Consider the following 18,801-nt stretch of genomic DNA (forward strand, 5'->3'; position numbering starts at 1 on the left):
TCCAGCTCGGGCCGCGCTCTCAGTTGATCTTCTTGTAATAGACCTTGCCGTCCGGCTGCTGGATGCGCTGGTAGGATGGGTTGGGACCCGGAGGCGCGACCTTTCGCTTGAACGAAGGCTGCGTGTAGGCAGGATCTGCGCCGCTTTCATCGGCCGCCGACGCATCCGCCACCGTGGTGTTGTCGAGCATGGCCGGCTCGGGCGCGCTGGCCGCCGGCTCGCTGACCGCGACGGGCTGGCCTTGCTCCAGCTTGGCGATATTGCCGTTGATCTGGCCGAAATTCGCCTGCAGCTGGCGGTCCAGCGTCTCGAACCGGCTCTGGAAACCGTTGTTGACGGTGTCGATGCGGGTGCCGATCCGCTGCTCGAACTGGCCGAGCTGTTCCAGCCGCGCCTCAATCGTCTTGAGGTCGTTGACGCCGCGATAGAGATAGACGGCGGCCGTCACGTTGACGGCGGTGACAAGCAACGCGCCGACGGCGACGACGCCGATCAGCCTGGCCCGGCTAGGCTTTCCCGGAGCGTGTTCCCGTTGACCGAGTTCGATTGCCGGAACGTCCGGCTCGCTGATCATCGTCATTCAACCACCACCTTTGCGCCCACCGCGACGCGCTTGAAGAGATCGATCACATCGGTGTTCGTCAGCCGGAAACATCCGGACGTGCCGTCGAAACCGACGCCCTTGGGATCGTTGGTGCCATGGATGCGATAGAGCGTGTCGCGCCCGTCCCGCGAAAGATAAAGCGCCCTGGCGCCGAGCGGATTGTAGGGGCCGGCCGGCACCATGGCCGGCAGTTCCGGCCGGCGCGCGCGCATTTCCTTGGGCGGGCGCCATTCCGGCCATTCGGTCTTCGACGCGACCTTGACCGTTCCGGTCCAGCCGAAGCCGTCGCGGCCGACGCTGATCTGGTAGCGCAGCGCCTTGCCCGGTACGGTCACCAGGTAAAGCGCCTTCTCGTTCTTGCGGATGACGATGGTGCCCGGCTGTTCGCTCGTCTGGAAGGCGACCGCCCTGCGCAGGCTGGGACCCATGGCGGGCAGCGGCGGCAGGCCCGATGCGGCCTGCGCAAAATCGCAGGCCGACGTCGACGCCATGCCGATCAGGCAGGCAGCCGCGAGGCGCGCGATCACGCGCCGCTTCGAGCTAGCGCTGGGCATTGTCCAGCCGCTCCTTGAACATCGCCTTCAGATCCTTGTTGAAGCGAGCGCGCTTGTCCACCTCGGAAGGCAGGATGGCGCGATTCAGTGCGTCGGCCAAGAGCGCGTTGTCCAGCGCCAGCGACTTGATGTGCGGCGCCTTGAAGATCTTCTCCAGCTCGCTGCGCGAGAAGTGGTTGCCGAACCATTTGCGCTTGTGCTTGTTGGCGACCAGCGTGATGCTGACCTTGTTGCCGCGCAATTCACGGATCTTCTTGTAGAGCCGCTTGCCTTGCCTGAGCGAGGCGACGTTGAGCTCGAAGACGATGAAGATCTCGTCGCTCGTGCGCAGCACCGAATCGTGCCACGGCGTCTCGATGTTGGGCAGGTCGATGACAATGTCGTCGAAGCGGTAGGCGACGAGGTCGAGCAGCCGGAACACGAAGTCGGAACCGTGCGGCTCGAACGGCAGCTGCGGCCGCTCGAAGGAATAGAGCGTGAGGCCGGACGGCCGCGACAGCTTGATGACGTCCATCAGCTCGACATCGAGCCGGTCCGGCTGGCCGATGATGCTGGTCAGGTCGAACTGGTTGAACTGGTTGAGATAGGCGCCGCAATTGGCGCTCTGGAAGTCGAGGTCGATGAGGCAGGTCGAGGCGGCCCGCTCGGTCGACTTCGAGGCCAGATGCTCCGCCGCCGAGATCGCCAGCGTGGTGGCGCCGGCGCCGCCGCTCGCGGCGATGAAAGTGATGATGCGGCTCTTGGTGCCCTGGTTGCCGGTGTCGTGGAAGGTGACGGCGTTGAGCAGCTCCTTGGCGTCGAGCGGCTTATGCAGCCAGTCGGAGGCGTTCATGCGCACTAGAACGCGCGTCTGCTCGGAGGTGAGCTCGTCGGAAATCGCAATCAGCGGCACCGAGGCCCACTTTGATCGCGCTTCGACGACGCCGGGCTGGCCGAGCAGCTCGCCATTGCCGAGATCGAGGATGATGATGCCGGGACGGCTGTCGACCGGCGGCCCTTTCAGGAACTCCGCCGCCTCCGAGATCTTGACGTCATAGATCGCCAGCGCGTCGAGCCTTGTCGTGACGTCGCGCTTGAAATTCGGATCGGACGAAAACAGCGCCACCTGCTTTCGCTTGGTCGGAAGAACTCTGGTGTCGATGGCGTTCATGGCCATGTGCTCTTCATGTCTTCGCCCGTGACCGTGCTCAGCATGGAGGGCATGGTGATGGTGTTGAACCCGAGCAATCCGCCCAGGAAGAAGAACTGGAATTGATGATTGACGATGCTGACGGTGACGGTCGGAACGGGCCCGCCGGGCCGCGTCCAGTAGCCAAGGCCCGAGGCCTGATACTGGATCCGGACCTGGGACTTTGTCAGAATCGGCAGGTATGAATGCATTCCAGCCCGGCCGCCGCCGCCGTTGAAAATAAAGTCAAAGGCGGCCTGACTTGCGGTCAGACTCTGGCACGTAGCGCCCGTTCCGCAGGAACATGAGACTGCTCCCGCCGCGTTGGCCGTGCAGATGTAGTTGTACGTGTTGGCTGGAACCGCTTTGCCGACATCCAACGAGTTGCTGGGCGTTTTTGCCTCGAGCGCAAGCCCGCTGGCGACTGGAGACGAAATCTGCGCCAGCCTTGCACCGGCTTGGACTGCCTTGTCGGCCGCATTCCACTGATAGAAGGCATAGCCGAAGTCCACGAAGCCGAGCAGGAGGGTCAGCAGCAGCGGCATGACTATCGCTGCTTCGACCATCGCGGCACCGGACTCTGCCGCCCAGAACTTGTTGCGCGGTTTCACCATCCGAAGATACGCTCCTGATGGACAACGGTCAGGTTGAGTTGAGGAAAGCCGAGATAGGACCACAGCCCGAGATTTGCATACGGAAATGTCGTGCTGACCTGCGCGACCTCGACGTTGGTGGTGGGGCTGAGATAGAGCTCGGTGCCGGTAGCGGGATCGGTCGCTGGAATGGATAATGACTTGGTGATGGTAACCTGGCCGGTGGTCCATCCTGGAACTCTTGCGCTGCCGCCGGTTATGGCGCCATTCACGGCAAGATTTGTTGCGTATCCGGAGCAAGTGTTCCAATCGCTGCTGCAGCGCGCCATGTAGCGGGCCGCGTCCTTGACGCCGGCATCGAGGAGCATGCGCGTATTCAGGATATTCGAAAATTCGAAGACGCCGGCCGACAACAGCAACACGAAAGGCGTCACAAGGGTCATCTCGACCAGGATGGCCCCGTCGTCGTCGCGCGTGAAACGGCGGATGATTTGTTTGAGCGGGGTCAACATGGCTTTACCGGTAGAGCTGCGCTTCGTTCCGAAACGCCTTGTCGACAAGAGTGTTGTTGGCAAATGCGCCGTCGACATCGACGATCTCCAGGCTGATCGGTTTCTCGCCGGCTGATGGGTCTTCGGGGTCCTTGGTGTTGTCCTGCTTCTGAACCGGAGTATTGATGAACACGCTGACATAACCGTCCGGCTTCAATTGGGTATGGCCATTGATCTTTGCCTGGTTCGCTATGCAGTTGACGATTGCCATGTTGAGCCGACGGCGGTCAGGGTCGGGCGTCGGTGTGGCACCCTTGAAGCAAGAAGGCGTTCCGGTTTCCTTCGTCGGCGCCTTCGATTTGTCACCGACAAGCCCGTTGGCGATCTCGTATTTGTAGACGTCAAAACGTGACGCTGGAGCGGTCTTGGAGCCGGTCGGGTTTGTGGCGCTCGGGACATTTGGATAAGCCGTCCCATGGTTGATCAGCCAGTAATTGCTCCAGAAGTTCTGGGCGGTGATGGGGTCTGACATACCCTTGGAGTCATTGTAGTTTGTGCCTGGAGGAAGGGGTAGCGCCGTCCCGTCGGTCACCGGATCGTATTTGCTGCAGCCGGTCTTCTGGCCCTTCCGAACGTTGCTCGCCGGACGATAATTGGAGTCCCTATCATACTTGTTCAGCGAGCCGCTGTAGAGGTCGAACCGGACATTGAGGCCGGTGTTGACCTGGCCAAGGGTGACGCCGGTCTTCGTGGTGAGCGCATTTCGGTTGTAGCAGACGCCTGACGTGCCCATGGCGATAGCATCGCGCAACGAACTCAGATTGTTATCGATCAGTCCAAAATTGCCGGGGCCTGGATTGGAATCGACTTTGAGGATGCGGAACTCCCGGCCATAGGTATCGCCGGAGGCAAAGGCTTGCTGGATCGTCTTGCTGGTTGCCGGCGTCGTCGTCTCGAACGGGTTGCACATGAACAGCGGCACGGTTTCGCAGATCGACTGGACGAAACCGGCCACAGCCTGCGGTCGGATATCGAAACCGCCATTGCCGCTGGTAAAGCTTACAGGGAAGAAGCTTTCGAACGTGCCGCCGCTCGAGGCGTTCAAGGTGACGACGACCAAGCTGACTGCTGTCGGATCGGTGCTCGCCCAGGTAACGCCGTTGGCGTCGACACCGTTGGCCCCGAGACCCGTGTCATCGCTGGCAGGGATCCCGGTCAGATAGGCCACGGTGATGTCGGCGCGCGCTATCTGGTGGAGGCCATCCGTTGAAAAGAGCGTTCTGTTGGCGACCAGGTTATTGATGGCGTTGTTGGCGCGCGTGATGCTGTCCGCTCTTCCATCGAGTTCCGCCGCGCCGGCCAGCGCAAGCGCGTCGACACCTTTTTGCAGATCGCTGTGCAGCCCGCTCGCGCGGCTCATGTCGATCGCCAGCAATGCAAAGCCGACCAGAACCGGCAGCATAACGGAAACGAGGATCATCGCGATGCCGCGCTGATCGTTCCAGAATTCACGAATGGTCCCCAACATGGCCCTACTCTCCATTCGTGTCGGGTGTCCTCGCGCGCCCGACGCGCCGCATCCTTCTCTTTAGTTTACCCCGCTGGTTGCGCTCGACGGCCCGACATTGACTGTCATGTTCGTCGTCGGCGCGGACCCGCCTGGGGGCAGCTTGTATTTCTGAACGACGCCGACGGAACGTGCGCCATCGCCCTCGATCTTCGTGTTGTTGGAAGCCGGGTTGTACGGATCGACCGTCTGCAGCAGCTGGTTGGCCTTCTGCGAGTCGCCGGAAGCCAGCGTCATCGTGTCGTAATTGTGCAGATAGTCGGCCGCGCAACCCGCGAGTAGGCTGGTGCCGAGAAGAACGAGCAGGAGCTTATTTCTTGACATAGACCAGCTTGTCCTTCGATTTGACATCCAGCATGTGGCCATAGGGGCCGGTGACGCCGTCGCCATGCTCGTACATGCGAATCATGTCCTTGTTGACCTCGAGCTGGCCGAGCAGCATGAGCTCCGGATCGTTGGCCGGCTTCGTCTTGTCGAAAGGTGTCGCCAGTTGTTCGCCAGGCTTCACCGGCCGCACCAGATGTGGTGTCACGATGACAACCAGTTCAGTCTCTTCCTTCTGGGTGCTCGAATTGCGGAACAGTGCTCCCACGATCGGCACCTGGCCAAGCCAGGGCACCTGGTCTTGCTGTATTGTGTTCTTGCTCGAAAGCAGGCCGCCCACGGCGAAGCTCTGGCCGTCGCGCAGGTCGACCACGGTCGACAGCTTGCGATTGGTGAAAATCGGGTCGCCTGCAGTTGTGAAGCCGTTCAAGTCACTCACTTCCGGCGCCAGCTTCATGTGGATCTTACCGTCGTCCAGCACCACCGGCGTGAAGTTCAGATTGACGCCGAATTGCTTGAATACGATCTCGACCTCTCCCTGTGCATTGACGCTGCGCACCGGCACTTCGCCACCGGCATTGAAGCTCGCCGTCTCACCGGAAACCGTGGTGAGGTTCGGTTCGGCGAGCGTACGCACGACGCCCTTTGCCTCCAACGCCTCGATGATCAGATCAACCTTAAGGTTGTTGTCGATGACGCGGGTGATGAGAGCGGCGAACGGGTTTGAACCAGACAGAAGCCCACTTAGAAGATTGCCCGGCCCGAGGACGATATTATCCTTATCGACTGCCGCATCGCCCGTACCGGTTCGAGTCGTGCCTCGGCTATTCGTGCTCCTGATCGACACCCCAAGATCGCGGCCAGCATTGCGCTTGGCCTCGAGAATGCGCACCGACAGATTGACCTGCTCGCTGTCGTCGATCGTCACGGCGTTAATGATGGCGTCGGGTCCATATTGCTGGGTGACCTCGACGATGGATGCCAGCGTCGCGGCGTCCTTGACGTGGCCGCTCAGCCGAATCTTACCGTTGATCGAACCGATCTCGATGCGCGCCTTCGGCGCCACCTGGCGAATGGCCACCGCCATGTCGCTGACATCCTGGCCCACCTCGATCTGGATGGCGCCGAGCGAACGCTTGTCTTCAGAAAACAGATTGACCGTGGTGGTGCCGACGCTCTTGCCGATGATATACAGCGTCTTGTCGGTCATCGGCTGCGCGTCGGCGATCTTCTCGTCGCCGACCACGATATCGCCCAAAGTGGCGTTCACCTGGATCGTGGCGGATTGGGAAACGGGCACGAAGACGCGGTGCAGCGAGGGGCTCGACACGTCGATGAAGCGGTCAGCCGCGGCAGCCGGCGCCGCAGAGATCGCTGACACCCCCACTATGGATAGCGCCGCCGCCGCTATCCTGAACCAAAATCCCTGCATTCCCCGTCTCCCCAATTTGCTGCTTGTGGCAGCCCGCCGCGCCGACTTTCGTCAGTCTTGTCGCGGCACCTCGTATGTTTCCAGCTTGATACCACGGAAAACACCGACCGTCGCTTGCTTCGGCGGTTCCGGCCGGACGTATTTGATCACTTCCTTCACCTGTGGCTGAGGCGCGGCGGCCACGACCGTGACGGGCTTTGTCTTGCTCATCTGATCGATCTGTGTGCCGACCCGTTCCACCGCCTTGGCGAGGCCATCAATCTTCTCGTCGGCTTGCTTGCGCGCCGCTTCCTCGGCCGCCTGCCTGTCGAGCTCGGCCTGGCGCTTGGCGACATCGTCCGGCGTGTCGCCGGTCAGATCCGCCAGCGTCACCCGCTCGTTCATCTCGCCTTTGCTGCCGGCAGCCTGGCGCAAAGCCAGGGACAACTGGCCCGCGCCTGCAGCCAATGTGAGCTTCTGCGCATCTTTCGTGCTCACTTCGACAGTCACCGCCTTGACGACAGTCGGATTGTCCTTGGTCGCATCCGCGACCTGATCGACGGCAAGCACCTTCACGCTCTGCAGCAGCACATCGACGAAACTCTTATCGGCGCCGTCATTGTCGCGAACCGTGCGGCTCAGCAGTACATCGACGCGATCGCCAGGGAAGACGAAGCCGGCTACGCCGAGCACGTCATTGACCCTGATGGAAACGGCCTTCATGCCCTCGTCAAGAACGGCCGAAAGCGTGGCGCGCTGGCCCGGGCCGGTGATCTTTGCAGCGAGAACCGGCTCATTCGCGCTGATGGATTGCAGCGCCTGGCGCGCCCCGTTACCGGTCATCGCTTCTTTGACCGTCTTGAAGGCGCCCGTAGGCACCGCTCCCGCCGGCCATGCAATTTCGCGCAATTTGTCGGCGCTCAGCGCGTCTCCGAATTTCAAAGGCACCGCCGCGACCACCACCGTGCTGGCCTGCACACCATTGGCCATTGCGTTGCGCTGCCCCGCCAGCCAGATGTTGACGAGCACGACCGCCAGAACGCCGAATATACCGGCGAGAACAATCATGATGAGTGTATTGGCGCGCATTTCCCAAACCCCTTGGACCCGCCTCGGCGCTTGCAGCTCGGGCTCAGCCCGAGATTGCAATATCAGTTCGGCCAGGCCCAAGAGGCGTCCCCGGGCCTGGCCATGTCTAGCTTAGCAGTTCATGCCCGCGCCGTTCACGGCGTCGGTCGCGAGATTGGTGCACAGGGTGCTCCATGCATTGGTGACATACACGCCGACAGCGATAATGAACGTGATCACCGCAGCGGTGATGATGCCGATCAGAATCGAATATTCGACCATAGCAGCGCCGTTTTCATCATCGCGGAACTGCCGGGCCATCGCCATGAGCTTCTTCATGCCAATTTCTCCCTTTGGAGGTTTGAACCCGACGAGACAGAGCCAAGGATGAACTCCATACCCAAGCATCCCCCGTCACGTTCAATCCTAGGTCGCGCTAAAAATCCGGTCAAACGGATTAACAGTCCTTTAACCTTTCAATACTCGATTTGAAGTTCTCTCAGCTTCCACAACAGCTTGATTCGCTTCGCTTTTCAAGCGATCTTAACCATTCATTCACAATTCGGCCACACCCGCGGCCAGAGGTTGCCACATTAGAAATACGACATATCCGTTTATATCAAGAGGGTTAGCGGGCCGATTTCTCGAAAGTCACCAAAAGTCTTAGGACTTTGGTCGGTCATCGCCAAGCAAGTAAAAAATAAAACGATTTATCAAACTCGATTTCTTAACTATGTCGCAAGTAATACCTCTAGTGTGTCCTCCAGGCCGCTTGTGCCCCCCGTGGTTAACGCTTAGTTTCGACCCGGGGAAAATATAAGGGGGTAAGCGGCATGCTGGGTCGCTTCATCAAAGGGCCGAACGAACAGAAGACGCCGTTGTCGCCGGTTGTCGTCGCTGCGCCGAATGGAGCTGCCGGCACTCCCGCGGCGGAAGCAGAGCCGCAGGGCGATGATTTCTTGACCCTCAAGGTCGAACTGCATCGCCATCTCATCGATCGCTTTAATCTGACGGCACTGGAAAGCGCCTCAAAGGACGAGATCCTGAATGAAATCCGACCGATCGTGCGCGAATTCGTGCGCGGCCGGAACGTACCGTTGAATGCCCGTGAGCTGGATCAGCTGACCAGCGACACGGCCGACGAGATGCTGGGCCTCGGTCCGATCGAGCCGCTTCTCAAGGACGACTCGATCACCGACATCATGATCAACACGCATGAGCGCGTCTTTATAGAGCGTCGCGGCATCATCGAGCAAACCTCGATCCGTTTCCGCGACGAGGCGCATCTGCTGCGGATCATCAACAAGATCGTCTCCAATATCGGCCGTCGCGTCGACGAATCCTCCCCAATGGCGGATGCGCGCCTCGATGACGGCTCGCGCGTCAATATCGCCGTGCGGCCGGTTTCGATCGACGGCCCTCTGGTGTCGATCCGCAAATTCTCGAAGAACCCTTATTCGCTGGAACGCCTGATGGCATTCAATTCGATCCGCCAGCCGATGATCGACATGCTCAGGATCGCCGTGCAGGCGCGCAAGTCGATCCTGGTCTCGGGCGGCACCGGCAGCGGCAAGACCACCCTGCTCAATGCGCTTTCCAGCTATATTCCATCGAAGGAGCGGTTGGTCACAATCGAGGACGCCGCGGAACTGCAGCTGCAGCAGCCGCATGTCGGCAGGCTGGAAACGCGGCCGCCCAATGTCGAGGGCAGGGGCGAGATCCGCCAGCGCGAGCTGGTGAAGAACGCGCTGCGCATGCGACCCGACCGCATCATCGTCGGCGAAGTGCGCGGTGAGGAAGCCTTCGACATGCTGCAGGCCATGAACACCGGCCACGAAGGCTCGATGACGACCATCCACGCCAACACGCCGCGCGATGCCATCTCGCGCCTGGAACAGATGGTCGGCATGGCGGGAATGCCGATGTCGCACGACTCTATTCGTGCCCAGATCGCTTCCGCCATCGACATCATCGTGCAGACGCAGCGTCTTTCCGACGGCGGTCGGCGCGTGATCTCGATTTCGGAGATCACTGGCATGGAAGGCAATGTCGTCCAGCTTCAGGAAATCTATCACTATGTCCGGCGCGACGTTGCCGCCGACGGCACGATCATAGGCGAGTTCCGTGCCACCGGCGTGCGTCCCCGTTTCGCCTCTGAGGCAGCAACGCTTGGCCTCCATTTCGCCAAGGACGCTTTCAATCCGCAGGTAGCCATGTAATGCTGACCGGACAGACGCTGCTCTATTTCATCTACGTGGTTGCGGCCGCCTCCGTCATCCTTGCCGGCGAGGCATTCTACCTCTCCCTCACGCGCCGGCGTTCGCACCTGCTCGCAGTCAATCACCGGCTTCGCCGCCTCGCCGATGAGGCTCCCGCGGAGCAGACCCTGCAAAGCCTGCTGCGCGAGCGTGGCCTGACTGGTTCAGGAGACTTCGCGTCCAACTTTATTTGGTTGAACCGGCTGTACACCCGGTCCGGGATAACCGGAAACCCGTTGACTTTCGCGGTGTCGTTTCTTCTCGCCGGTTTAGGACTGGCGCTGCTTCTCTGGTTCATGATTGGTGTCTCGGCGCCGGCGGCTTTTCTGATCTTTCTAGGCGTGGGGTTTGCATTGCCGTTGCTTATCCTGCGCCGAGCCGGCAAAAAGCGGATAGCGAAGTTCGCGGGGCAATTGCCCGATGCGCTCGACATGATCGTCCGTTCGCTTCGTGCCGGCCACCCAGCCTCGGTCGCAATCGGTCTCGTCGCCCGCGAGATGCCCGATCCGCTCGGTACGGAGTTCGGCATCGTCGCCGACGAGATCACCTTCGGGCTCAGCATGGAACAGGCGGTGCGGAAACTGTCGGAGCGCGTCGGCTTCGAGGGTCTGCACCTGCTGTCGGTGTCCCTTTCGATTCAGGCCAAGACGGGCGGTAACCTTACTGAGATTCTCGCGAACCTGTCGTCCGTGCTGCGCGAAAGGCGGAAACTTGGATTGAAGATCAGGGCTCTCTCGGCCGAGGGCCGGGTATCGGCATGGATCATTTCGCTGTTTCCTCCCTTTATGTTCCTGATCCTGATGCTCGTGGCGCCGTCCTACTATGGCAAGATCTGGGGTAATCCGCTGATCCTGCCGGTGTTCCTGTCATTCGGGTGCTGGGCGTTGCTCGGCGTCTACATCATGTACCGCATGGTCACTTTCGATTTCTAGGAGCGACCATGAGCCTCCTTTCCAACACGAACGACCTGACCTTTCTGGTCTCACTCGCCGTTTTCGTGGCAGCGGTGACCCTGTTCCTGTTCGCCGCGCTGGTTTTCCTGCCCGCGATGCAGACGCGCAGGCTGGTGACGGACAGTCTTGTCGGCGACGGGCATATGGATCGCCGCTCGATCCTTGGGCAGGACCATCTCGTCCGGGCCGCGGCGCAAAAGCCGGTCGAGGCCTACTTCCGATCCATGGAAAAGGAGCGCAACGAGCCTGACGCTCTCGAAGCCAAGCTTTTTCGCGCCGGTTTTTATGGCCCCAGCGCACCGCTTATCTACACGCTTTGCCGGCTGGGAGCCGTCGCCATAGGCTTTCTGCTTATGTATGCCCTCCTGTCGAGGGTACTTCCGGCGCGATTGCCCGGCGTCTTTGCCTTTGCGGGCGCGGGCCTGATCGGGCTCGGCTGCATCGTCATCCCGAGCATCATGCTCGATCGCTTCGAAAATAAGCAGAAGCAGATCTATCGTCGCGCCTTTCCCGATTTCATGGACATGATGATCACCTGCGCCGATGCCGGCATGAGCCTCGAGGCGGCGGTCGAACGGGTGAGCCAGGAACTGGCGGGCACGCATAAATGGCTGGGCATCCAGCTCACGATCATGAACCTGCAATTACGGGCTGGTAAGCCGTTGCGCGAGGCCTTGCGAGAGCTCGCCGATCGCATCGGACTGGACGAAGCGAAGGCCCTGGCGGTACTGTTCCGGCAGTCGGAAGAGCTGGGCACCAGTCTTACCGACGCGCTGCGTGTTTACAGCGCCGAGATGCGCGATCAGCGCATCCTGCGAGCGGAAGAGCGCGCCAACTCCTTGCCCGTCAAGATGACGATCCCGCTTGGTCTCTGTATCTTCCCGGTGGTGCTGATGATCATCATGCTGCCGGTCATCATTCGCATGAAGGGCATTTTCTTCTGATCTGTCGTATGATTATCTTCTAAAATTGAGTCGGAGGGCTCCTTGGGGCACAAGATGACAAAGCCGATGCGCCTCGCCGCCGCAGCCAGCGTGCTGCTTCTCGTGCTTACCGGTTGCCAGTCGACCGACGGCACCAGCACCGGCGTCGTGCGCACCAACGAGCCGGCCAAAGGCGACTACACTGCCTTTGGCGATACCTTCGACGGTCTGAAGACGATCAGCGATGTCGATTACTACGCCTCGGACCAGGCGGTTGCCGAAGCCAAGACGCAATTCCGTTCCGAAAATTACGGCAATGCCGGCGCCTTGTTCTACAAAGCGACGAGATTGGCGCCGAATGATGGCGTCGCCTGGCTTGGTCTCGCAGCCTCCTGCGACCGCATCCGGCGCTTCGATCTGGCCGACATGGCCTACGGCCGGGCCTACCGGCTGCTCGGCGCGACGCCCGAATACTACAACAATCTCGGCTATTCCTATCTCCTGCGCGGCAAGTTGCAGGATGCGCGCGGCAACTTCCTCAAGGCCTACGAGCTGGCGCCCAACGATCCGACCGTGGCCAACAATTTGAAGCTGCTATCGTCCAGCGTCCGGAACATTGAGCGGTCATGACCATTTTGCTGACCGCTTCGCTCGTCTTCAAAGGGCTGGCGATCTTGCTGCTCGGGCGTGTCGCCTGGACAGATTTTTCCACGCAGCGCATATCGAACCGTGACGTGCTGCTGCTGCTCTGCCTTGGCCTCGGAACTTTGCAATTCCAGGCGTTGCAAACTCACTCATGGCTGGAGATGGGGATCAGCGCTTTTGGTGGTGGTGCACTGTTCCTTGCGTTGTTTCCATTCTGGCTTTTGCGCAAGATTGGCGCCGGCGACGTCAAGCTGATGAGTATAACTCCGTTTCTGGTGGGCGGGAGCAATCTCGCGGTGTTTTCAGTGTTCCTGCTGGTCTTCGCGGTCGCGACGGCTGCTTTGGTCAAGAATCCCTTCCTGTTGCCGGCAGGGATGTTTCGCCATTATGTGCAGCATATGGATCGCAAGGGTGTCGTGCCGTTCGGCGTGCCAATTTCGATGGCGGCGATCTGTGCAATAGTTTTGCAGATGTATCACGCTCTGGTGGTTGCAACCAGTTCGGGAATACTTGAGCAACTCAACTGACAAAGCTGAGGCGTGACGGTGCGCAGTAGCGAGTTCAGACTGGCTGCAACGATAGCAACTGTCACGCTAGCCTTCTTTGTTGTGGACTTGTTCTATTTCCCACGCTCTAGCGTCATTCTCGATTCGAACAATTGGTTCGAATTGACTAAAGTAATAGTAGTGCTCGCGGCAATCATTGTCGCGATGATGCTCGTGGAATGGCGAATCGCAAAAGACAGGTCACGGGTGGGGCGTTTGATCGCGGCCAGTGCCGCCTCCGTCCGCTTGCTCGCCAAAAATGCCTGCCTTTTCGTTCCAATGAGTTTTGCGTCGGTCTGGTTCATGTATCTGGCTTCCGCAACTAACAGGCCGCTGATGGACCAAACATTGGCAGCGCTAGACGCAGCTATAGGGTTCGACTGGCGAGCCTTTCTTGATCTCACGAACAAGCAGCCGATAGCGGCAGGGGCGCTAGTTTTCGCCTACCACGCGCTTGCGCGGCAGCTTCCGGTTCTGCTCCTTTTGCTGGCCTTTGCAAAGCGTCCCCGGCTCACAGAGTTCATTGCCTTGCTGGCGGTCTCGGGGGCGTTGACCGGCGCTTTAATGTCGTTCGTTCCGGCGGCTGGGGCCTATGCCTACTTCCAACCGCAACCGGTCGACTTCAGCAATTTCACGGCGCGAGCGGGAATGTGGCATTTCACCGAGCTGATGAGGCTACGATCCGGAGAGCCATTTAATCTCCTCGTGACAAGGGCCGAAGGTCTCGTCACGTTCCCGTCTTATCACACCGCGCTCGGCATCATGGTAGTTTACGCGCTTCGAGACCACCGCTGGCTGTTCTGGTCTGTTGGGTGCGTGAATGCCGTAATGATTGTCAGCACACTTCCAGAAGGCGGACACCACCTCATCGACGTGATTGCGGGTGCGGTGGTTGCCGTTGCTTCCATTGTTGCCGTCAGGACGATCGCCTCTTACGATCGTGGGGAAACCCATGCCGCCCCGGCGGTTTTCCCGCTAAACAAGGTTTGACGCTCTGCGCTTCCTGCGACGGAACGGTTTTCCGCGGTAGTGCCTTCCGAACCTGCGAACCCGGGGTGCGGTGTGCAAGCAAGAAGCTGCGAGGGCTGACTGCCGGTTCATTTCGCAGCTATGTCAGATGCCGGTTCCATTGCCGCACCGGCTTCTTCTTAACGACCGGCGCAGGCAGCGGCTCATCGGAGACGGTTGGCCTTGGCGCCTCAAACATCAGCTGTTCGACTAGCGCGACGGCACCCGCTGCCACCGCGCCAGCGACGGCTAGGATAAGAAGCTTTCTAAGAAGATCCAACGCTCGCCCATCCGGTGAAATTCAAAATCCCGACGTCTGCTTCTCCACCAGCTTCAGCTGGCCCTTCTCCACCTTGAAAAACGGCATCGACCTTTGGCTCGAGCCGTCGCTGCGGAAGCGGAACAGGCCGGTCGAGCCGCGGAAGCCGGTCGCGTTCTCCAGCACCTGCTTGTTGAAGCCGTCGGGGCCGGTGGAGCTCGCTATGCCCGCGCTCAGCGCCACCATGTCGTAGGCATAGGCCACGTTGACGTCCGGCTGGTAGTTGTAGGTCGCCTTGAAGCGGTCGGCGATCGGCCCGGTCTCGCTCTGGTCCAGCGTCGCGATATAGGCGCCCTCATAGAGCGGATCCATCGGGCGCTCGAGCCAGCGGTCGGTGCCGATCAGCGTCACCGTCTTGCCAGGAATGCCCTTGGCCTTCAGCGCCGCAAGCACCGCGGCCGGGCTGCCGTCGCCGCAGGCGACGACCACGGCATCCGGCGCCTCGACCAGCGAGCCCATGTCGGACACCACCTTGTCGCCACCATCCGTCGGCGAATAGGGCAGCGTCACCGCAAGCGTGGCGCCGTAGATACTGAGCGCGTTGGCGACTCGGGATTCGACGGCGCTTGAATCCGCGCCCGCCGGCACCATCAGCACGAATTTCCTGGCGCCCTTGCCGGCGATTGCCGCTGCGCCCGCCGCGGCGCTGTCGGCTTCGCTCAGTCGCACGGAATAGACGCCAGGCCCGCCGGCGAAATTGTCGGCCAGCGCCAGCACCGGCGGCCGCTTGGAGCCGGAGAGCTTGGCAAGGTGCTGCGTGGCGGCAAGCTCCGACGGTCCGACGACGACCTTGGCCGTGCCCGAGGTGATCGCCTTCACCGCGAGGTCCTTGGCGTAGCCGCTGTCGCCGCGCGTATCCTGGATCGTCAGCGTCAGAAGCTTGTCGCCGAGATCGGCCATCGCGAGCCGCGCGCCGTCATACATCTTTCGGCCGTTCTCGCCCGTGCTTCCGGGCGCCGAAAGCGGCAGCAGCATGGTCACCTTGGTCGACCCCGTGCCGAGCGTCAGGTTGGCCTTCGCTGCCGCGACCGAGGTCGGGCCGCTCACGGTCGCGCTGTTCGCGGTTCCGGCGCCTTGAGTCGCGGGGGCTTGGGCCGCGAGGGTCTGGGTCGGGCTGCCCTGGGTCGCACTGCTTGCCTGCTGCGCCGCCGCGTTGCCCGCCTGTCCGGCGGGCGCCGCGATCGCCGATGGGTCGAGCACGTCAGACGCGCCGCTTTTCGACTGGCAGCCGGAGGCGGCTGCGGCAACCACAAAGGCGAGCACCAGGGCTCGCCAACGCTTGTGTCGGAAATCAGCCTGCGGCGCCACGCGGGCAGCCTGCGCCGGGGTCGCGGAGGCGTCCGCCTCCGCCCGGGCTTTCATGGCCATCATCGTAGCCAGCCGGTGTTCGCTCGCCCGTCAGCTCAGTGCATGTACTCGACCATGCGGTCGTGGAAGCACTCGCATTTGTTGAGCGTGTCTTCGTCCTTGTAGTTCGTCTTGAGGTAGCCATAGGCCATGCCGCAGGCGACCTTGGCCTCCGAAGCCCAGACGAAGGCGGGGCGCGACGAGTTGATCCATTCCGGGCTGTTGGCGACGGCGACCGACTCGTCCATCAGCTTCACCACATGGTCCTTGAGCTCGACCATGTTGTCGGTCAGCACCAGGTCCGAGGTGCCCACGGTGCGGCAATAATTCACCGCCGGCTCGCCGATGATGTCGGCGGCGAAGCCCGTCGACCCGGCCAGCAGCAGCGCCGCGGCCGAAGCCAGCAATCTTGCGGAATGTTTCATGTAAGCCCCTCTCCAAACTGCGAATTCACGGTTCGCTGATGCATAGCATGGGATGCCGCCACACATAAGTGCTAAGCCGCCACACATAAATGCTAAATCTTGGCCGTATGCTGTTGATGGTTCGAGTCGTCGTACAGGATGTTGATCGTGCCGGCGGCAGGTGCGTTCGTCAGTTGCGCCACGTCGACGAAGTTGGCGCCGCCGGTTGTGCCGTTGGTGTCGACACTCAGTGTCTTCGTGCCGGCATCATAGTGCACGTAGTCGGCGATGTTGCCTCCCGCCGCCGTCTCGAACAGCGACGACAGATCGATCTTGTCGCCTTCGGAGCCATGGTAGTCGGTGATCAAGTCCTTGATGTCGAGGCTATCGAGCTTAAACGTGTCGGCGCCCGAAGTGCCGGCCATGGTCGATGTGGCCCCAGCGCAATCGAAATTGCCGAAGCCGATGTCGGCAACCGCGCCACTCTCGCCATTGGCGGTCGTGAACGTGGCTTCCCCATAGGTCAGGACCGAGCCGTCGGCAGAAATTGACTGATGATTGTCGCTCTCGAGTCCGATCTCGACGATACCCAGCGCGGCAAGGCTCTTGAACTCGCCCGCATCCGATACGCCGTTGCCGTTGGCATCCTGCCAGACGCCGAATTGCGCGAAGTCGTGGTCTGCGGCGGTCAGCTTGCCGTCATGATTCGTATCGTAGACCTGCTCAAGTGCGGCAAGGTCGGTCGCAGCCCCCGCGGCGTGTTGGGTGAAGACGATTTCTGAACCGTTGTTCACCTTGCCATCGCCATTAAGGTCGATCGCCAGAATGCCGTCATGCGGATCGACCCACGCAGTCTTCGATGCGACGCCGTCGCCGTTATAGTCGAACGATACCGTCGAATGCGTGAGATCGGTCGTCTGGACGCCATCGTGGTTGAGATCGAGCACCACCGGGGTGGCGACGGCGAAAGGCGTCAAACCGTCCTGCACGTGAACGGTGAAATTCGCTGTCCCGGTCTGGTCACCATCGGCATCCGTTAGCTGCAGCGTTACCGGAATTGTATGGTCGACTGTAGTCGATGTTACTCCGAGGTCGGTGAGGTTGAGCTTGGTCTTGCCCGACGACTCGTATGCGTCGACCCAGGCGATCTGCAGTCCGGCCGGCGCATTGATCGTCAGCGCCGTCGCTCCGGTCGTGGGGACGAAGGAAGCCGTGCTGCCGTCCGTGTAGTGGGCGACGAACTCGACCTTGTTGCTCGCGCTGACCGCATCGAAAGAGAACTTGGCATAGCTGACATTTGCTATGGTGATGGCCGGCGGTGTGTAGGGCCCGGCGCCGTCATAGTCGTTCGGCGTGCCAAAGTCGAACCGCATGAACTCGCCGGCGTCGAAATTGTTGTTGGCAAGACCCCAACCGACGTTTGAACCGTTGACGTTGTTTGTTTGCGTCAGCGCCGGATTACCACCGGCAAGCCAGGCAGCCTCATGGGCTCCGGTGAAGATTCCGCCGGCATCGGTCGGCGACCAGCCGGTCACCATTACGACATTCTGGCCTCCCGCCGTCACGACAATGGAATTGCTGGGGCCGGAGCCGAAAGAGCCGCTCGAGGCGATGGAGACATTGGAGACCGTGCCGTCCAGCGGCGCCAGCAGATCGAAGGTATATTGCCCCGACGTGCCGGCCGCGGTGTTCACGGTGATGGTGAAAACCGCCGTGTCGCCTGCATCATGGCTTCCGTTGTTGTTGTTGTCGGCATAGGCCGTCAGCACGTTGCCGACCTGTTCCGTGACCAGATTGTGCCCATTCGAGGTCAGGCCGGTCGTATTGGCCGTGATCGTCATGGCGGTCCCTACGCCATCGGCGCCGGGGACGAGATTGATGGCCCCGACGGCCGGTGTCTGCGCGGGGTCGTTGTTGGCCTGCTGGCTCTGGACGCTGTTCAGGGTCGGCACGTCGTCGACGATGTTGACGGAGAGTGTGCCGGTTGCGTTCTGGCCGTCCTGGTCGGTGAGCGAGACGCTCATGTTCTCGAACAGGCTGTTGGTGCCCTGGACTGAGGCATGCGCCTCGTTGTCGTTGAGCGTGTAGGTGTAGCTGACGACGCCGGTTGCGGCATTGTAGCCGGTCACGGTGAGCGTGTTGCCGAGCGCGGTGGTGAAGGAGCCGGCGCTGAAGACGCCGTTGGTGATGAAGGCGTGGCCGTCGATGCTGAGCGAGGCGATGCCGTCGGGCGAGGTGATGGTGAAGGTGCCGCCCTGCGTGGTGCTTTCCTTGGAGGTGTCGGAGCCGGCCGATTCACCCGCGCCACGGCTGGCCAGGAGGTCGTCCTCGTTGACGGTGACGTCGCCGCCATTGGCGGCCGGCGTCAGGTCGGTGATGGTCGGCGGCGTGTTGCCGATCGAGATCGTCAGCGTGGTGTGCGAGGTGTCGCCGTCGGCGTCCTTGATGGTGTAGGTGAAGACGTCGTCATGGCCGCCGGGGCTGCCGGCATCGCGGGTATAGCTGTAGGAGCCGTCGGCATTGAGCGTCAGCTTGCCGTAGGTGCCCTGGATCTGGATGCCCAGCGTCGCGGTATTGTCGAGGGCGGCATTGGTGTCGCCGGCGACGACGCCGACCACG

At 61.2% G+C, this 18,801-nt stretch carries 19 protein-coding genes; 6 read left to right on the forward strand and 13 right to left on the reverse strand.

Annotation, left to right across the window (positions count from 1 at the left end; all coding sequences use genetic code 11):
- Positions 1–19: 19 nt before the first annotated feature.
- Genes CK230_RS24655 through CK230_RS24700 form a run of 10 tightly spaced genes read right to left on the reverse strand, consistent with a single transcriptional unit; the run spans position 20 to position 8,119 of the window.
- A complete protein-coding gene (locus tag CK230_RS24655; RefSeq protein ID WP_095819728.1) occupies positions 20–580 on the reverse strand; it encodes a hypothetical protein in 561 nt (186 codons plus the stop codon).
- Positions 577–1,158 carry a L,D-transpeptidase gene (locus CK230_RS24660; protein WP_095819729.1) on the reverse strand — a complete coding sequence of 194 codons (582 nt, stop codon included), beginning with the start codon at positions 1,156–1,158 and terminating at the stop codon, positions 577–579. The genes CK230_RS24655 and CK230_RS24660 overlap by 4 nt, the downstream gene beginning before the upstream one ends.
- Entirely contained in the window at positions 1,145–2,308 is a 1,164-nt protein-coding gene (locus tag CK230_RS24665) for an AAA family ATPase (protein ID WP_095819766.1), read from the reverse strand. The genes CK230_RS24660 and CK230_RS24665 overlap by 14 nt, the downstream gene beginning before the upstream one ends.
- The gene (locus CK230_RS24670; protein WP_095819730.1) at positions 2,305–2,940 is read right to left on the reverse strand and encodes a TadE/TadG family type IV pilus assembly protein; all 636 of its coding nucleotides are present in this window, start codon (positions 2,938–2,940) and stop codon (positions 2,305–2,307) included. The genes CK230_RS24665 and CK230_RS24670 overlap by 4 nt, the downstream gene beginning before the upstream one ends.
- Positions 2,934–3,509 carry a TadE/TadG family type IV pilus assembly protein gene (locus tag CK230_RS24675; protein ID WP_245430052.1) on the reverse strand — a complete coding sequence of 192 codons (576 nt, stop codon included), beginning with the start codon at positions 3,507–3,509 and terminating at the stop codon, positions 2,934–2,936. The genes CK230_RS24670 and CK230_RS24675 overlap by 7 nt, the downstream gene beginning before the upstream one ends.
- Entirely contained in the window at positions 3,436–4,953 is a 1,518-nt protein-coding gene (locus CK230_RS24680) for a pilus assembly protein TadG-related protein (protein ID WP_095819732.1), read from the reverse strand. Before CK230_RS24680 ends, CK230_RS24675 begins: the two co-directional genes overlap by 74 nt.
- Before the next feature lie 45 nt (positions 4,954–4,998).
- Positions 4,999–5,301, reverse strand: a complete 303-nt coding sequence (locus tag CK230_RS24685; RefSeq protein WP_095819733.1) for a hypothetical protein — start codon at positions 5,299–5,301, stop codon at positions 4,999–5,001.
- On the reverse strand, positions 5,288–6,733 hold the full coding sequence (locus CK230_RS24690; RefSeq protein WP_095819734.1) for a type II and III secretion system protein family protein: 1,446 nt from the start codon (positions 6,731–6,733) through the stop codon (positions 5,288–5,290). Before CK230_RS24690 ends, CK230_RS24685 begins: the two co-directional genes overlap by 14 nt.
- Positions 6,734–6,784: 51 nt before the next feature.
- Positions 6,785–7,882 carry a Flp pilus assembly protein CpaB gene (gene cpaB / locus CK230_RS24695; RefSeq protein WP_245430053.1) on the reverse strand — a complete coding sequence of 366 codons (1,098 nt, stop codon included), beginning with the start codon at positions 7,880–7,882 and terminating at the stop codon, positions 6,785–6,787.
- Positions 7,883–7,912: 30 nt separating this feature from the next.
- Positions 7,913–8,119, reverse strand: a complete 207-nt coding sequence (locus CK230_RS24700; RefSeq protein ID WP_095819736.1) for a Flp family type IVb pilin — start codon at positions 8,117–8,119, stop codon at positions 7,913–7,915.
- Between the two features lie 494 nt (positions 8,120–8,613).
- Here CK230_RS24700 and CK230_RS24705 point away from each other — a divergent pair, with 494 nt between their 5' ends.
- The 6 genes from CK230_RS24705 to CK230_RS24730 are packed head-to-tail and all read left to right on the forward strand — an operon-like array spanning position 8,614 to position 14,094.
- Positions 8,614–9,999, forward strand: a complete 1,386-nt coding sequence (locus CK230_RS24705; protein ID WP_095819737.1) for a CpaF family protein — start codon at positions 8,614–8,616, stop codon at positions 9,997–9,999.
- Positions 9,999–10,970 carry a type II secretion system F family protein gene (locus CK230_RS24710; RefSeq protein WP_095819738.1) on the forward strand — a complete coding sequence of 324 codons (972 nt, stop codon included), beginning with the start codon at positions 9,999–10,001 and terminating at the stop codon, positions 10,968–10,970. The genes CK230_RS24705 and CK230_RS24710 overlap by 1 nt, the downstream gene beginning before the upstream one ends.
- Before the next feature lie 8 nt (positions 10,971–10,978).
- The gene (locus CK230_RS24715; RefSeq protein ID WP_095819739.1) at positions 10,979–11,935 is read left to right on the forward strand and encodes a type II secretion system F family protein; all 957 of its coding nucleotides are present in this window, start codon (positions 10,979–10,981) and stop codon (positions 11,933–11,935) included.
- A gap of 54 nt (positions 11,936–11,989) precedes the next feature.
- On the forward strand, positions 11,990–12,544 hold the full coding sequence (locus CK230_RS24720) for a tetratricopeptide repeat protein (protein WP_176480200.1): 555 nt from the start codon (positions 11,990–11,992) through the stop codon (positions 12,542–12,544).
- Positions 12,541–13,086 (forward strand): prepilin peptidase, encoded by a 546-nt coding sequence (locus CK230_RS24725; RefSeq protein WP_348629167.1) that lies wholly within the window; start codon positions 12,541–12,543, stop codon positions 13,084–13,086. The genes CK230_RS24720 and CK230_RS24725 overlap by 4 nt, the downstream gene beginning before the upstream one ends.
- Positions 13,087–13,098: 12 nt before the next feature.
- Positions 13,099–14,094 (forward strand): phosphatase PAP2 family protein, encoded by a 996-nt coding sequence (locus CK230_RS24730; RefSeq protein WP_095819740.1) that lies wholly within the window; start codon positions 13,099–13,101, stop codon positions 14,092–14,094.
- A gap of 319 nt (positions 14,095–14,413) precedes the next feature.
- On the opposite strand, the gene CK230_RS24740 is transcribed toward CK230_RS24730, so the two are convergent.
- From CK230_RS24740 to CK230_RS24750, 3 genes are all read right to left on the reverse strand, one after another.
- A complete protein-coding gene (locus tag CK230_RS24740; RefSeq protein ID WP_245430054.1) occupies positions 14,414–15,793 on the reverse strand; it encodes an ABC transporter substrate-binding protein in 1,380 nt (459 codons plus the stop codon).
- A gap of 41 nt (positions 15,794–15,834) precedes the next feature.
- Positions 15,835–16,203: a hypothetical protein gene (locus CK230_RS24745; RefSeq protein ID WP_041010296.1), complete on the reverse strand. Its 369-nt coding sequence runs from the start codon at positions 16,201–16,203 to the stop codon at positions 15,835–15,837.
- 92 nt (positions 16,204–16,295) lie between these two features.
- Positions 16,296–18,801: type I secretion C-terminal target domain-containing protein (locus CK230_RS24750; RefSeq protein WP_141246084.1), on the reverse strand; the 2,506-nt coding region annotated here is incomplete at its 5' end.

This window comes from Mesorhizobium sp. WSM3859 (assembly GCF_002295065.1).
Lineage (GTDB): Bacteria > Pseudomonadota > Alphaproteobacteria > Rhizobiales > Rhizobiaceae > Mesorhizobium.